The organism is Spirosoma agri (assembly GCF_010747415.1).
In the GTDB taxonomy this organism is placed as follows: domain Bacteria; phylum Bacteroidota; class Bacteroidia; order Cytophagales; family Spirosomataceae; genus Spirosoma; species Spirosoma agri.
Window position 1 is genome coordinate 279,686 of sequence record NZ_JAAGNZ010000001.1, and the last position, 17,010, is coordinate 296,695.

Sequence of the window (17,010 nt, forward strand, 5' to 3'; positions counted from 1 at the left end):
TAATTAAAAAATCCGGTCTATTGATGAGAACTACTAATTCACGATACAACCTAAAAGACAAAACCATGACACAGAAAATTTTACGAAGTTTTTACACGACGATACGAGTGAGTATAGCCCTTTTATGGCTTACCAGCCATGCACACGCGCAGGGGCAAAACGTAACCGGAACCATCAAAGACAAGCAGACGGGTGAGGTATTGCCCGGCGTATCGGTTGTCGTAAAAGGGACTACCAACGGCACCACCTCCGATCAAGAGGGCACGTTCAAGCTGACTGTGTCGCCCAGCGCAACCCTTATCTTTTCGTTCATCGGGTATGCATCCGTTGAGCAGCCCGTACAGAACCGAACGGTTTTCGCGATTGAGCTAAGTGCGGATACCAAGCAGCTCAGCGAAGTGATGGTCGTGGGGTATGGCACGCAGGCGAAAGCTGAATTTACGGGGTCAGCGGTGCGGGTAAACGGTGATGCGATCAAAGAGCAACCCGTTCAAAGTTTCGACCAGGCATTGCAGGGCCGGGCCGCCGGAGTAAGTATTGCGCAGCCCAACGGAGTCCTCAATAACCCGCCTGTCATCCGGATCAGGGGCGTAAACTCAATCTCACTCAGCTCGTATCCACTAGTCGTGGTGGATGGTATTCCCATCAATACCGGCAATGTATCGGCCAGTACGGCGGTTCCGAATAATCCGCTGGGCGACATAAACCCGGCTGATATTGAGTCAATCGATGTGTTGAAAGATGCGGCCTCAACGTCGATCTATGGCTCACGGGCGGCAGCGGGCGTCTTGCTGATCACGACCAAACGCGGCAAAACCGGCAAACCCCGGATTGCGTACGAAACCTGGGTGGGTGCTTCGGAGGCCGTCCGTCTGCCGGAGCTATTGAACGCCGACCAATACATTGCCATCAAGAACGAAGCCGTTTTGAACGCTAAAATTCTGGGCGGTAATCAGGCAAATGACAACGTAGCCTCGGCCCTGTTTTTCCCGAACAGAAACGCGGATGGTTCGGCAGTGGACACCCGCTGGTACGACTACATCTACCGCACGGGAGTATCGCAGAGCCAGAATATAAGCGTTTCGGGAGGCTCAGCCGCGACGACCTATTATTTCTCCGCTAATTATACCAAGCAAAACGGTATCCTGAAAGGCAACGAATTCGCCCGGAAAGCGGCTCGGTTCAACATCGACCAAGAAGTAACGAGTTGGTTGAAACTGAAAGGCAGCATCTCCTACAACACGAGCAATAACCTGTCTCCCTATTCGGGTTCGACGCCCAATACCACGTTTCTGCTGGTATCGGCTGCGCGTTTAGCCATTGCCCTGCCTCCCAACGTAGCGGCCTACAATGCCGATGGTAGCTATAACATCAGTACTGCCAGTCCCAACACGATTGGTATGGGGAACAATCAGGTCGTGAGCAATTTTGGCAATCCGGTCGCCTTGCTGGATTTGAACCGTTATTCGTCAGTAAACGATCGCATTATTGGTAGTCTGGGTGCCACCGCTACCCTCCTGAAGAACCTAACGTTTACGACGACGTATTCAATCGACCGGTTGCGGACTGACAACGTAAGTTTCGACAGCGCCATTCAGGGGAACGGTTTCTCAACGAAGGGGGCGGTTGCCAATGCCACGGCTATTCGCGATAACTGGGATTGGGCCAGCACGCTGACGTATAACGAAACGTTCGGGGGTAAACATGGCGTATCGGTTTTAGCCGGTTACGATGTACAAAAGTTCAATAACTCGTCCTGGGGCGCAACCCGAACGCAGGGATCGGATCAATTCTTTCAGAATTACCAGGGTAACTGGGGCGTCATTACGGCATCGGACAATGATCTCAGCGAGCGGGCTTACCTATCGTTCTTCTCCCGGCTGACGTATGATCTGAATAAGAAATACTTCCTAACGGTCAACTTCCGGCGGGATGGTAATTCGGCACTCGGTACGGGTAGAAAATACGGCAATTTTGGCGGTGTATCCGGCGGCTGGGTAGTATCCGAAGAAAGGTTTTACAAAAATTCCGGACTGGTATCGACGCTTAGTACTATCAAACTGCGCGCCAGCTGGGGTAGGGTCGGCAATGGTAACCTGAGCAATGCGTTCAATTCGCAGGAGTTATATAGCGGTTCGCTGTATGGTAGTGCACCTACCTGGGCTATTTCGCAGGCGGGCAACCCAAATCTGGGTTGGGAAACCAGTGACCAGACAAACGTTGGGGCCGATCTGGGCTTCTGGAATAACCGCATTCAGGTCGATCTGACGTATTTCAATAACGACGTAAATGGGTTGATTCTCAGCGCACCCCAGGCGGTGTCGAAAGGTATTCCCGGCAACGCCATTCTGGGGAACGTTGGCTCGATGTACAACCGGGGTATCGAGATTGGCATCAACGGAACGATCATCCGTAAAGGCGATTTCTCCTGGAATGCGGGGTTCAATTACACGAATCTACGCAATAAGGTAACTGCCCTGTCGAGTGGCAGCACCGACATTGTTGGTACGACGATGGTATCGTACGAGACGACGAATATTACGCGCGTCGGGTATTCGGTCGGTAGCTTGTATGGCGCGAAAACGGCGGGTGTGAATCCCGATAATGGGCGTCGGATTTTTATCAATGCCAAAGGCGAACAGGTTCAATATAGCCAGGTCGTGGCACCCGGCGAAAGCCAGTGGACCTACCTGGATGGCAAAACCGCAGCGGCCATTACGGGGGCTGATTACTATCTGATTGGCAATGCCTTACCAAAATGGTACGGTGGTTTCAATAGTAACTTTAAATACAGAAACTTTGATGCCGGACTAAACCTGACGTTCTCGGGCGGTAACCTGATCATGTACGGAACCCGCGCTACGCTGCTGGATCAACGGGCCTACAACAACTCGACCGAAGTGCTGACCCGCTGGCAAAAGCCGGGCGACATCACCGACGTACCGCGTCTGGTGTATAATGATCAAACATCGAGTGGTTCCTCATTCCCGGTATCGACCAACGCTGAAAAAGGTGATTTCGTCCGCCTGCAAAATGCATCCATTGGCTACAGATTACCAGCCAGCTTATTTGGTAAAACAGGTATCAGTTCTGTTCGGGTGTATGCGCAGGGGTCAAATCTTCTGCTGCTAACGCCTTACACCGGTGCTGATCCGGAATCATCCTCGAATGGTAATTCTAACACTACGCCGGGCGTCGAAAAGAATTCCATCGGCCAGGCACGCACCTTCACGTTTGGTCTTAACGTAGGATTTTAAGCGCCAGCAATTGATTCTCCAAAACTAAATCAAGGTATAGTTTATGGTTTGGGTGTATAGTACGTTCCGAACGTCAATGGTTTAGTCTGCGTGATGCAGGCCGCTGGCTAAACGCTATACCCCAAATCACAAGCTACCTGTCATCAGCTATTTACTCGAATGAAAAAACAGATAGTAACTCCACGAATTCCTCGTTTTGGTCGCTACTTGAGTGTAGGTTTACTGCTTACCATCTCGGCTTGTACGGACACCGAACTGCTTAATCCGACCCCCGCTACCGCAATCAGCGGGACCAATGCATTCGACACGCCCGACCGGATTCTGGGTCTTGTCAATGGCGTTTATAAAGCCGTGAAAAACGCAAACTTCTACGGAGGGAACTACTTTACCTATTCGGAAGCGCGGGGGGAAGAATTCATCAACCGGACGAGCAATACGTTTACAGCCTACGAAGCCTGGAACCAGACGCTGAACTCAGGCTCGAACTTCGTAGCCGGATTCTGGGCGGCTGGGTATGCGTCGATTAACAATGCCAATATCCTGATCAAAGGACTGGCGGATAATCCGACCAAGGTAAGCGCCACGCTCGCCAGGCAATACACCGCCGAAGCGAAATTTCTGCGGGCACTTAGCTATTACAGCCTGATAACAGCATATGCGCGTCCGTATAACGAGAACAAAGGAGCCTCGCCGGGACTCCCGCTCCGGTTGCAGGCTGAGACCACAACGGCCAATAATGACCTCAAGCGGAGTACCGTAGCCGAGGTATACGCGCAAATTCTGAAAGACCTGGATGAGGCTGAGGCCGATCTACCGCTCAACTATTCGACGGCTTTGCTCAACACGACGCGGGCGCACCGAAACACGGCGATTGCCCTGAAAACGCGCGTTTATCTGAACAGCGGCAACTGGGCAAAAGTGATTGAGGAAGCCAAAAAAATCGTGTCAACCGCTGCACCTTATTCGGCGGCTACGGGCGTGAGTCATAAGCTGCAAAACATTGTCGAGATTTTTACCACCAATTACACCAGCACCGAGTCGATTCTGTCGGTGCCGATGACTGAGCTGGATAACGTAACGGGGCAATCCTCGTTTCCCTATGTGTTCAACGCCAATTCTGAATATAACCTCAATCCAAACGGAATCTGGGGGGAAACCGAATGGAAATCAACGGACGCCCGGAGAACGTTTGCCCGGACAGCGTCGGGGGTGCAGTTCCTGACGAAATACAGCAAACCCTCGCCATTTCTGGATTATCTGCCCATTCTTCGGTACTCGGAAGTGTTGCTGAATTACGCTGAAGCGTCGGCCCGCACCGGTGATCTGACAACAGCAACTAATCTGCTGAAAGCGGTTCGTACGCGGTCCGATGCGACGTATACGTTTCCGGCCAGCGCCACGGGTACGCAGGATGCGCTGGTCAATACGATCCTGAAAGAGCGCCGGATCGAATTACTTGGTGAAGGGTTCCGGTCGAATGATTTACTACGAAACCTGTTGCCGTTACCCGCCAAGTCGAGTAGCTCGAACAGTGCGCCGGTGGTTCTGCCGTCGCAGAGCAATTACATTTTCCCCTTGCCCAATACGGAGATTACGACCAATAAACTGCTCTTGAGTTAGCCAACCCGTTCTTTATGAAACGCTTTATTTTACTAGCCTGTCTGATAACCTGTAGCGCGTTGGGACAACGCGTTCGGCAGGCGGAACATCAGCACGAAGCACACGATGGCGAAAGCCATGATCACCTGACGCATATTCAGGATTATCGGAAGGAAACGGTTTATGTGCACAATCTGCCAGCTCCTGAGCTACTTACCGGCATCGGTACATCCGACCTCAAAATAAAGACAACGTCAACGAAGACGCAGGCTTTTTTCAGTCAGGGCGTATCGCTGCTGCATTGCTTCTGGGATTTTGAAGCGTACCGATCGTTCAAGGAAGCCATTCGCCACGATTCAAGTGCGGTTATGCCCTACTGGGGATTATACAGTGCCATTGGGGCGATCGAAGGAACCGATTTCGACGCGGATAAAAAGCTGGCGATCCGGAAACTGAAAGCGTTAAAAGCAACCGCGTCAGAACACGAAAAACTCTATGCCGACTGTATTTTACTGCGGGATGCTGACAGTGAAAACGGCAAAGTAGGCTATCAGAAGAGGCTGGAACTCATCGTCCATAAATACCCTGATGATGTTGATGCAAAGCTCTTTCTGGCCCTGAGCAAAATGGGCGGTTACGATGCGGCTATGAATCCGCGTGAAGGTCAACTGTATTCGGAGTACCTGCTCCGGGATTTGCTCAAAACGCATCCTACTAATGCCGCCGTGCATCATTACTGGATCCATTTGATGGAAAACTGCTGCGCCGAAGAAGCCCTGAAAAGCGCGGAAATCCTGCCCAGACTGGCACCAGCTTCGGGACACATGGTGCACATGCCGGGCCATGTTTACTACAAAGTCGGCGATTACAAAAAGGCGTATGATGCGTTTACGGCCTCGCTGGCTGTGGACTCAGCGTACATGAAAAAACAGCATATTCCGGAAGTCGATGCCTGGAATTATATCCACAACATCAATTACCTGCTGTCCAATTGCGCCGAAGATGGTCGGTACGCCACCGCTTTGTATTATGCCGAGAAACTTCAGCGGATGCCAGCCACTAAAGAGCGGAAGCAGAAATACGAAGGTCGGTTCTTCTACCAGGGTGTAATTGCACCGGCTAAAATGGAATTATGCTTTGGGTTCTACGAGAAAGCTGCGGCTCGGCTGGCGGCTATTCAACTGGATAAGGATAGTCTCTACTCCGCCAAAGCGATGGCTTATAAGGATGGACTCTTTTATTTCGCATCGGGCATGAACGCTGTCCGGAAAAACAACCTAACCGAAGCGAAACGATTTGCGGATGCGCTCGATGCCTCACTCTGGCGAAATAGTAACCAGACTGGTCCCGACGATGTGATCGCAACCCGGCGCATCAACGATTTGAATGTCGCATCGCTGGAGTTACAGGGCGTTATCCAAAGCGCCGGGAACAACTATGCTGAAGCGATTTTGCTGCTCGAAAAAGCGAAGAAGAAAGAAGATGAACTTGGCTATAGTGAGCCACCCTCGTATGCGCGTCCGGTCTTGATCAGTCTGGCCGAAGCTCATCTGAAAGCCAGAAAGTACGACAAAGCAATTGCCGCCTACAACGCCCTTCTGGAACGTCATCCAAATTCGGCTAACGCCTATTGGGGACTCTATAACGTGTATAAACAGAAAGGTGATCTGACCAAGGCCAGAGACTACGCAATGCGCGTGAAAGCCGTCGCACAGGATGGTGATAAAGGCTTATTCCCCTTGTAGTTAAAGGAGATTTTTTGCCTACAGAGATGCACATAGTTAAAAATCAGTGCTGTATAGCGCTATAATCGCTGTGCCTCTGCGGGTCATACAGTTAAGGCTAAATAAAATCGTTTCAACCAATCGACTACAAACACATGAAAACACAATCGAATCTCCTGTTTTTTCTCCTTGCATTAGCCTCGGTACTGGCGTTCAAATCGGATAGCGCCTACGAAGAGGAAATTAAAGCCTGGCATGCTAAACGAGTCAAAGACCTGAAAAAAGAAGAAGGCTGGCTCAATCTGGCTGGTTTGTTCTGGTTGAAAGAGGGCGTCAATACGTTCGGGGGAAGCGACAAGAATAGCATCGTATTTCCCGCCGATCACAGTGATGCGCAACTCGGGAAAATTGTATTGGACAAGGGCAAGGTCACGCTGGAAACGATTGCTGGCGCACAGGTTTATGCGGGTGATGAGCCCGTGATGAGCCTCGTCCTTTTTCCGTACACGGGCAAGCCACTTGTTTTGAGCCACAAGTCACTACGCTGGTTTGTCATTCAGCGGGGCAATAAATTTGCGGTTCGTCTCCGCGATCTGGAAAGCCCGTATCTGAAAGAGTTCAAAGGCATCGATACCTATCCGATCAGTGCGGACTGGCGTATCAAGGCTAAGTTTGTGCCTACCGCTGGTAAGAAAATTTCGATTACCGATATTACAGGTCGAGTAAGCGAACAAGACTCGCCGGGTAAATTAGTATTCAGCGTGAATGGGAACGAATACAGTCTGGATGCTACCGGCACCGTCAACCATCTGCACTTTATTTTTGCGGATCAGACCAACCGGCACGAAACCTATGGCGGTGGCCGGTTCCTGGATGCGCCCGGTCCTGATGCCGATGGGTACACGTATCTGGATTTCAATAAAGCGACGAATCCGCCTTGTGCCTTTACGCCTTACGCAACGTGCCCAACACCGCCCAAGGAAAACAAACTGGCCGTGGCCATTGCCGCCGGTGAAAAACGTTATGGTGATCATTAAGACGGTTGGTCAGCGTGTATATCGCTACTGAGCAAGGTGACCGTTAGTATCGTATCGAGCAGGATCAGGAATTGATTACGACTTACGGGAATGTACGACAAAGCCCGGTAACAGCATCATTGTTGCCGGGCTTTGTCGTACATTTTCGATTATAACGGCGTCGTGATCGGGTATCAGAGCATGTCTTTGGATGATTCGTAACGGATCTATTGCCAAACGGGAGCGTACGCTATTAAAATCTGTGACGCAAAGGCAATTGGTTATTATGTAAAATAATCCTATTTATAGTAACTTTGTGTTATACAGAAAATGGAAAAGTATCTTAAGGGGATTGTTATGACTCATGAAGGTTTCATTATTTCGCCACGATCGGTACTAGACTGTGTCATCAACGACGATTATTACATAGCGCTGGGTGCAGCGGTCGCTTACCAAATTATTGAGCCTACATCGGGTCATATTTATAAAACAGTGTCAACAATTGAACGGGCCAAGAACGTGATCGACAAGTACGGGCAGCGATGGCTTTCGTCATCAGTCGGTTTGGTAGAAGAATGCGATCTGTAAAGGTCAGTTCGTTGTCCAGTACGTTCATTTCCTAAGCCATCAGCCAGTTTATATGCAACAACCTATACACCTTCATCTCTATTACCAAGGCCGGAAACTGGGCGGAGTTCGATTGCCATCCATTCCTCGAGTTGGCGAAAAAGTTTCTGATGCCAATCGGTTTTTGACCATCCGGGATGTCGTGTATGTTGTTTGTCCGGATGGTGATTTAGACGAGATTCAACTGCATTGCCTGCTTGATGATTGATCAACACCAGCCGAGAAGAGGTCAATCATGAGCGTAAATCGTATGCACTTGGTGCTCATTATACGAAATGATAAAACTCTCTCCGTCAGCAGTGGAGGCTAGGTGATTACGTAAGCTAACTCTAGCTGATAGAACCGTGTTTTATAATGAAGTTCAATCAACCCACGTACGTATTTGGCGTTGTCAGTGTGTTCATGTTGGTGCTGGGAGTAGTAATCTATACCGGTACACGAGCCACAAAACAGGGATCAACTTCAGGATTCGAGGCCAATTCCGAAGCTGATAATCTGCATAAATCCGTTATAAACCTGTTTCTCCAGGCCGAGTATGCGCCGACTTCTCCGCAATTTTGCCGGGTATCTGCGTTCAATAGTGTCCATAAACTCCAGAATAGATTGGTGGCGTTGGGAACGGGTACGATTCGCAAATGGCGGACCAGCCACAACGAGTGGATATACACCGCTGATTATCGTGAAATTGGGCCGCCTGGTCCCGAAGGGCTACCAACTAACCTGGTCCTCTTTCTGGAATCGCCTTCGCCGGATTACATTCAGGCACTTACCATTAAAGTGAACCTGAACAACCGGGCTGAAAAATGGCAAGCCTTACAGATGTATAGCGATGTCGCCGAGAAAGTTTTTGCGGTAATAGGGTTGCCAGTACCCCAAGGTCTGAAAGAGGCCATGCAGACAGGTAAACCGTTTGATGATACGAACCAGCAGCGGCTCATTAAAAATAGCTTCGATTCCGGCAATGTCGACGCCTGGACGCTGCGAATTGCTTCGCATTGATCAAGGGAGGTCCACCTACCAGTTTCAGTACAGCTTTTTTTGTAGTACCAACGTCGTTGTAGCCGAAGTGGGGGCAATGCTAGTGACTCTTGACTGGCAACAGCCGTAATTTGTGATTCAGAAATAAATACCGTAAATCGTTGATATGTAGTGATTAAAGCATAAATTGAACAGGCTGTCATGACTATAATCAACCAAGTTGAACCGCTTCCAGGTGATTATTACGGTGTACTTTATAAAGGTAGTCTGATCCTTCCCCTCGTGGGTATCGTGCTGGTAATAGGCATTTGGTGGTACGTACGGAAGCGTAGATGAAAGGGTAAGGCGCACTTATAGGAATAAGTGCGCCCCTGAATTCTCCAATCAATGGACCTTGTTTACCGAAGGTTTAGCGGCCAACGTTACTGCATGTCGGATCAATGGGCTTCCGACATGGCCTTTGCTGCGAGCGCAATTTCCTGAGCTGATTTCTTCTTGGTTCGCAGGAAGTAGACCAGCGGCAGAATGATCAGGAAGAAAATACCCACCAGCCGGAATGTGTCCAGATAAGCGAGCAGGTAAGCCTGTCTGTCCACGGCCAGATCAAGTATCTTGTACGCACGGGCCCCGGCTCCGCCGAGTTGATTGAGCCGTTCTGTAAGTAATGGATTTGACGGATCGAGATTGGAGACCAGATCATAACGGTGCTGGGCGTAGTCGCGGCTTACGAACGTGTTGGCCAGCGCAATGCCAAAGGCGCCCCCTAACTGCCGGATCATGTTATTGAGCGCAATAGCCGACGGAAAATCCTGGGGAGGTAAACCCGCCACCGCCTGATTGATGAGCGGTAATTGCAGCATTGTCACGCCAAATACGCGCATCATTTGCGGCCAGAAAAAATCCCACTGATCGGCCTGCCCATTCATCGTTCCGCTGTAAAAGCCGAAGACCACGAACGTACACATACCGACAATGATAAAAGGCAGGGGGGAGGCTCCGACCGACAACCGTTTCCCGATAATGGGAAACAACGGAATGCCAACCAGCGTAGGCCAGAGCAACGAAAGGCCCGTCATGGTGGGTGTAAACCCGTTTATCCGCTGGACCAGCACGGGGTAAACGAACACGGATGTAAAGAGTCCCAAACCCGCCACGAAACTAAAAATAGTTGTCACGCCGAGGGTCCCTTTGCCCAGTACGCGCAAATTGACGACCGGGTGTGCCGTTGTCAGCTGTCGCCAGATGAAGCCACCCAGTCCACCGATGGCCGTTACGGTAAGGATCAGAATAGTTTCGGATTCGAACCAGTCATCGGACTGCCCTTTTTCGAGCACGTATTGCAGCGAACCTACGCCCACAGCCAGCAGCAAAATACCCGCGTAGTCGATCTTGATCTGACTCTTACGCGTGCCTTCGCCCGGCTTCTTGGCGATGTAAAGCATGGTCAGTACGGTGGCCAGGATACCAATAGGCACGTTGACGTAAAAGATGTAAGACCAGTGGTAGTTTTCGACGATGACTCCGCCTAAAAATGGCCCCAGCGTCGGTCCGAGAATGATACCCATGCCGAAAATACCGGAGGCAACACCTCGTTTGGCAGGTGGAAACGCATCGAAAATGATCCCCTGCGAGGTCGAAAGCAGGGCTCCGCCCCCCATACCCTGGATGAACCGCCAGAACACCAATTCCCATAAACTGGTCGAACTGGCGCAGAAATAAGAGGCAATCGTGAATAAAATGATGGAGGCAACGTAGTAACGTTTACGACCGAAATAATCGGCCAGAAAGCCTGTCATCGGTATAATAATGACGTTGGCAATGGCGTAGGAGGTGACAACCCAGGCTACGTCTTCGATGGTTGCTCCTAACGCACCGGCAATTTCATTGAGCGCTACGTTGACAATGGTAACGTCGATGAGTTCCATCACAGCCGCCGAAATAGCCGTGACAACAATAATAATTCGGACTAAACCCGTTGGAACTGCGGGTGAATTTGTAGCAAGAGTGGACTGCATAAGCGAATGAGCAGTGGATGAATTTGAGCTAAGCTAGTGACTAAACGCATAGATAGTCAATTTGGTTTACTATATAGCTGAAAATAAAAAATGGCTCCGAAGAAGTGAGATTCTGCCGGTATACACGGCTCGCTGGCAGATGCCTGGCCGCTTCCTCACTTGACCCCGCCTACCCACACGGATATGGGTTAGAGGGGTAACCGACAAGCAATCCAGCTTGTCGCGCAGCTAGACAAAACACGTTATGGAAACGATGGATGACCTCATGGAGCACACGATCCAAGATCTGTACTCGGCCGAAAAGCAAGCGTTGGAAGCAATGCCGCAACTGGCCCAACGGGTACAAAGCGAACAGCTTCGGGAGGCTTTTCAAGTGCACCAGCGGGAAACCGAAGGTCAGGTAGTCCGACTGGAGCAGATTGCCCGTCAGTTAGGTATTGATCCTGACGGGGAGACCTGTATGGCGATGCAGGGGCTGGTTGAAGAATCTCAGGACCTACTGGCTCAACTTGAAGATGGACCCGTGGCCGATGCCGCAATTATCGGTGCTGCTCAGAAGATGGAACATTACGAAATTGCCAGCTACGGTACGGCCCGCACGCTGGCTCAGCAGGCGGGTCATACACAGATCGCCAATTTGCTGGAGACAACATTGAGGGAAGAGAAAGCAGCCGACGAGAAGCTAACGTACATTGCGACCGATTCGGTAAATCAGAAAGCGGTTCAATCGTAAGGTGAACGCAGGCTGGTTCTGCCTGATAAGGTATTGGTGTAAAAAGAACCCGGTGTTTGTCCGGTACGAAGCCTGAGGTTTGTCGTTGATTGCCTACGTATAGTACTCGTGGCATCCGAAACAAACATCAGGCTTCGTCTATTCCAAGCCGTTGCTCATTGGTCTGAGCCAAGCTCAATGGCTGGTCTGGTCCAGGGGTTACCGTTTTTGTCGTTCCCTGTTCGCTCATCCGCCAGTCAATCAGGCTCCCGACTGCGTTCCGGTAGCCATTCGCTCACTTCTAATTCGCTGAACGGGCATCGGCCAGCCATGGTGAGTTAAAAAATAGGTCGTATCTGTCGATCTAGCCACGAATTGTCGATTGGCCGGACGGATGGCTGATGCCTCAATAATAACTTACGTATATGAGTAACCGAACCTCCCCGAATCCACGCACACTTGGGGTGACTTTCTCAACAAGAAACAACACAAACGTCGTACTATGGGCTCCATCGATTGAACACGCGGCTATCAAGATTTACGGAAAACCGGCAGTCCTACCGCTTAACCGGGAAGAGCTGGGTTACTGGCGGCTATCGACCGACCAGATCCAACCAGGCGACCTGTACCAGTTTGTCATAAATGGTCAGGACGAGCGGTCCGATCCTATTTCGCTATCACAGCCACAGGGCGTGCATGGGCCATCGGAGGCTGTCGACACGACCCTGTTTCAATGGGAGGATCAGCACTGGCAGAGCCCCCAACTGGCAGACTACCTGATCTACGAACTGCATATCAGCACGTTTACACCTGGTGGCACATTTTCGGCGCTGGAAGAAAAACTGGATTACCTGATCGAATTGGGGATCAACGCGATCGAACTCATGCCCATCAGCCAGTTTCCGGATGGACGAAACTGGGGGTATGATGGCGTATTTCCGTTTGCCGCCGAAAATGCCTACGGGGGGCCGACCGCTCTGCAACACATGGTAAATGCCTGTCATCAAAAAGGTATAGCCGTCGTGCTGGACGTTGTCTATAACCATTTGGGGCCAGAAGGAAATTACATGAACGAATTTGGCCCTTTTCTGACGGATAAATACAGTACCCCCTGGGGAAATGCCATCAACGTCGATGATGTCTGGAGCGATGGGGTGCGGCAGTTCATCCTGGAAAATGCTCTGATGTGGCTGCGTGACTTTCACATCGATGCGCTTCGACTGGATGCCGTTCACGCCATTAAGGATTTCAGTCCGGTTCATATTCTGGCCGAACTACGGGAGCAGGTTGACCAGCTGAAGGAAGCAACGGGTCGTCGGCATTATCTGATAGTGGAAAACGACCTGAATGATCCCCGCTTCATCAACCCGCTGGCTGAACACGGCTACGGTATGGACGCACAGTGGATGGATGAGTTTCACCATGCCCTGCGGGTGAGCGCCGGTGAAAAACAGGAGGGGTACTACGCCGATTTCGACGGTATCGGTCATCTGGCCAAAGCCTATCGGGATGCTTATGTCTACGATGGTCAATTCTCGGCCGTCCGCAAGAAGTTGTTTGGCCGCAAAGCCCCAACCAGTCCGGGTCATCAGTTTATTGTTTTTTCCCAGAATCACGATCAGGTGGGGAACCGTAAACTGGGTGAGCGGTCGAGTCAACTCTATAGTTTTGAGCTACAGAAACTGCTGGCGGGCGCGGTGCTGATCAGCCCGTATGTTCCCCTGCTGTTCATGGGCGAGGAGTGGGGAGAGACGGCTCCTTTTCTGTACTTTGTGAGCCATACGGAGCCCGAGCTTGCCGAAGCCGTGCGTCAGGGTCGGCAGGAAGAATTTGCCGACTTCCATGACGGTGCCGATGTGCCGGACCCGCTGAGCGACGATACGTTTCAGCGCTCCCAGTTGCAGTGGTCGTTACTGGAGCAGGAGCCTCACCAGACCCTGTTTCGGTATTATCAGGTCTTGATCGCCCTGCGCCGGCAGCATCCGGTTCTGCGCCATCTGAACCGCCAGAACCTGAATGTGGTCGAAAACGAAGAGAAACAGACGCTGGTGGTACATCGCTGGCATGAGGATCAGCAGTTGCTCTGCCTGCTGAATTTTGCCAATCAGCCCCAGTCGCTTTCGGTATCAGAGGGTAGTAAAGGCTGGCAGAAATTTTCGACTCGTCCGAGTCCAAGTGGCTGGGATCGGGTGCCGCTGCTGACGTCATTGCCGATCCTCGTGCGCTGGTTGTCCCCCCCGAATCGCTGCTTATTTATTCCCCTTCTCATGACTAACCCGATTGCTACCTACCGAATCCAGTTCCATAAAGAGTTTACATTCAGTCACTTCGAGCAGATCATCCCGTATCTGGATAAACTTGGAATCAAAACGGTATATGCGTCGCCCATCTTTGAAGCCGTTGCCGGTAGTCAGCATGGCTACGACGTGGTCAACCCACAACTGATAAACCCTGAAATTGGCACCCAGGCTCAATTGACCCGGATCCATCAGCAATTGGCCGAACGGGGAATTGGCTGGTTGCAGGATATTGTGCCCAATCACATGGCCTTTGACCCGGCCAATACGTGGCTGATGGATGTGCTGGAAAAAGGACAACGATCGATCTATAGCTGTTTCTTCGACATCGACTGGACCAGTCCGGTTCACCACGGGCGACTGATGGTGCCGTTTTTGGGTAACTCGCTGGAAGCGGTTCTCCAGAAAGGCGAACTGGCCGTAGCCTGGCAGGATAACCGTCTGGTGTTGGCTTATTATGACAGTGCCTATCCGTTGCGGCTGAATTCATACGTCCGTGTCCTGCAAGCGACGGATAATAAATCTGGTAAGGCCATTCAGTTGTTGCTAAGTCAGTTACCTGATCTGGACCAGCTGACCGACGCAACCACCTACAGCCTGCGTAGCCGGGAATGGCAGCTGAAGCTGGCGCAATGGCTCAATGATACCGATCACCAAGCGTATTTTCGCGACTGTCTGGAAGTGGTAAATACCGATACAAATCGGCTTCAGCAACTAGTCGATGAGCAAGTGTATCGCCTATGCGTTCATGGGGAAACCGATTACCGAATCAATTATCGTCGTTTCTTCACCGTCAACAGCCTGATTTGCCTGAATAGTCAGGATCTGGTTGTTTTTGACCATGTGCACGAACATACAAAGAATATGCTGAAGGCAGGTGTGTTGCAGGGTCTACGCGTCGATCACATCGATGGCTTGCACGATCCGAGCCGCTATCTCGAACAGCTTCGGGAAATGGCCGGTGATGAAGCCTATATCGTAGTCGAAAAGATTCTGGAATCGGGCGAAGAGCTGCCCGTCAGCTGGCCCATTCAGGGCGCAACGGGCTACCAGTTTCTGGCCCTGGTCAATAACCTGTTCACCCGGACGGGTAGCCAGCAAAAATTCACGCAGTTTTACACAAAGCTGCTGGGGGAAAAGCAGGTCGTTCATCAGGAAGTACAGGCTAAAAAAGCATACATCCTCGATGAACACATGCGGGGTGAGCTGGACAATCTGTTCGTGTTGTTCCAGAGCCTGAATCTGGTTGACGAGGACCGGTTAGCGGCTTTACCAGCCGATACGCTGAAAGCCGCCATCGGCGAGTTTTTGGTTCAATGCCCGGTCTATCGCTACTACGGTAATTACCTGCCCCTGAAAATCGAAGAAGCTATGGCGATCCAGGCTATTCTGGAACGGGTTCGTCGTTTCAAACCGAATCTGAAACCAGCCGCCGATCTGCTGGAAGACGTACTGCTGATAAAGCCGCAAGCAGGTGATGACGATTACAACGAGCGGGCCTTACGATTTTACCAGCGCTGTATGCAATTTACCGGGCCGCTGATGGCCAAAGGGGTGGAGGACACGCTGATGTACACGTATAACCGCTTCATCGGGCACGACGAAGTGGGCGACTCGCCCGATTTTTTTGGCCTTACGACCGATGACTTTCACCAGAAAATGCTCGATCGGCAGGCACAATGGCCGCTTGCCCTGAACGCCACATCGACCCACGACACCAAGCGGGGCGAAGATGTTCGCAGCCGACTCAATGTACTGACCGATCTGGCCGATGAGTGGTTTGCCGAAGTGGAAGCCTGGCAGGAACTTAATCGCGACCTGAAGCAAGCAGATTCGCCCGGCGTGGATTCGCCCAGCGTGGATTCGCCGGATGCCAATGATGAATATTTCATTTATCAGACGCTACTAGGCGTTTATCCAATGCCCACGATCGAGTCTGCCAATGAACCGAAGCGGAGTACATCCTCACCCGGTCAGGACGAAAAAGACGTTGCGGAGCGGCTGGATGAGTATTTACAAAAAGCCCTGCGGGAAGCCAAGCGAAATTCAACCTACACCGAACCGAATGAAGTCTACGAAGAAGCGACCAAAGCCTTTGCTCGCCAGCTATTGGACCCGACAAAGCCATTCTGGAAGCGGTTTGAGCCGTTTTGCCGACGAATAACGGACCTGGGCATTATCAATTCGCTGGCGCAAGTGGTGCTCAAATGTACCTGCCCCGGTCTGCCCGACATCTATCAGGGCTGCGAAGGCTGGGACCTGAGCCTGGTCGATCCCGACAACCGGCGGCCAGTCGATTTTGACCAGCGGCAGCGGTGGCTGGATGAACTGACGACCCGCGAAAACGATGATCAGTGGGCCGAGTTATGGCAGCATCGCTACGATGCCCGCATCAAGCTCTGGCTGATTCATACGCTCCTGAACGAACGAAATCAGCACGTCGACCTGTTTGCCAACGGGCAGTACATTCCACTTCAGGTGGAGGGGCGCTACAAAGAGCATGTGATGGCTTTTGCCCGGCATTACGAGCGAAGCTGGTATGTCGTGGCGATTCCGTTGGGGGTGGCTCAACTGTGCCGTGAGCAGGACACTGACGCCGTGTCGCTGGATTGGGGAAATACCCGGATCATCTTACCCGCCGAAGCACCCCGTCAGTGGACACACCGGCTCACAAACGCTACCGGAAAGGCTGCAAACGGGATTGCCATAGCCGATCTGTTTACGTTTCTGCCCCTGGCAGTTATCCAGCTCGAACAGCCCTCATCTGACCGTAGCGCAGGTATCC

9 protein-coding genes and 1 pseudogene are annotated in these 17,010 nt (G+C 51.4%); 9 read left to right on the forward strand and 1 reads right to left on the reverse strand.

All coding sequences use genetic code 11. The annotated features are described in order from the left end of the window. Positions 1 to 65 precede the first annotated feature (65 nt). The 7 genes from GK091_RS01230 to GK091_RS01260 all read left to right on the forward strand — a co-directional run bounded on the left by GK091_RS01230 (position 66) and on the right by GK091_RS01260 (position 9,222). Complete coding sequence (locus GK091_RS01230; protein ID WP_164034817.1) at positions 66 to 3,257, forward strand: SusC/RagA family TonB-linked outer membrane protein; 3,192 nt, start codon at positions 66 to 68, stop codon at positions 3,255 to 3,257. A 159-nt stretch (positions 3,258 to 3,416) separates the two neighbouring features. Continuing rightward, positions 3,417 to 4,877, forward strand: coding sequence for a RagB/SusD family nutrient uptake outer membrane protein (locus tag GK091_RS01235; protein WP_164034818.1), 1,461 nt, complete (start codon positions 3,417 to 3,419; stop codon positions 4,875 to 4,877). Positions 4,878 to 4,891: 14 nt separating this feature from the next. Continuing rightward, entirely contained in the window at positions 4,892 to 6,601 is a 1,710-nt protein-coding gene (locus GK091_RS01240; protein ID WP_164034819.1) for a tetratricopeptide repeat protein, read from the forward strand. Between the two features lie 134 nt (positions 6,602 to 6,735). Continuing rightward, positions 6,736 to 7,617, forward strand: a complete 882-nt coding sequence (locus tag GK091_RS01245) for a DUF1684 domain-containing protein (RefSeq protein WP_164034820.1) — start codon at positions 6,736 to 6,738, stop codon at positions 7,615 to 7,617. Positions 7,618 to 7,926: 309 nt separating this feature from the next. Next, entirely contained in the window at positions 7,927 to 8,184 is a 258-nt protein-coding gene (locus GK091_RS01250; RefSeq protein ID WP_164034821.1) for a hypothetical protein, read from the forward strand. Between the two features lie 52 nt (positions 8,185 to 8,236). Further along, positions 8,237 to 8,431, forward strand: a complete 195-nt coding sequence (locus GK091_RS01255; protein ID WP_164034822.1) for a hypothetical protein — start codon at positions 8,237 to 8,239, stop codon at positions 8,429 to 8,431. Between the two features lie 146 nt (positions 8,432 to 8,577). Continuing rightward, positions 8,578 to 9,222: a hypothetical protein gene (locus tag GK091_RS01260; RefSeq protein WP_164034823.1), complete on the forward strand. Its 645-nt coding sequence runs from the start codon at positions 8,578 to 8,580 to the stop codon at positions 9,220 to 9,222. Positions 9,223 to 9,638: 416 nt separating this feature from the next. On the opposite strand, the gene GK091_RS01265 is transcribed toward GK091_RS01260, so the two are convergent. Next, on the reverse strand, positions 9,639 to 11,216 hold the full coding sequence (locus tag GK091_RS01265) for a DHA2 family efflux MFS transporter permease subunit (protein WP_164034824.1): 1,578 nt from the start codon (positions 11,214 to 11,216) through the stop codon (positions 9,639 to 9,641). Positions 11,217 to 11,469: 253 nt separating this feature from the next. Between GK091_RS01265 and GK091_RS01270 the strand changes: the two genes are divergently transcribed. Together GK091_RS01270 and treY are read left to right on the forward strand one after the other, a co-directional pair. After that, positions 11,470 to 11,949 carry a ferritin-like domain-containing protein gene (locus tag GK091_RS01270; RefSeq protein ID WP_164040473.1) on the forward strand — a complete coding sequence of 160 codons (480 nt, stop codon included), beginning with the start codon at positions 11,470 to 11,472 and terminating at the stop codon, positions 11,947 to 11,949. 404 nt (positions 11,950 to 12,353) lie between these two features. Next, a pseudogene (treY, locus tag GK091_RS01280) lies at positions 12,354 to 16,958 on the forward strand (malto-oligosyltrehalose synthase); the annotation flags it as partial. Positions 16,959 to 17,010: the final 52 nt, after the last annotated feature.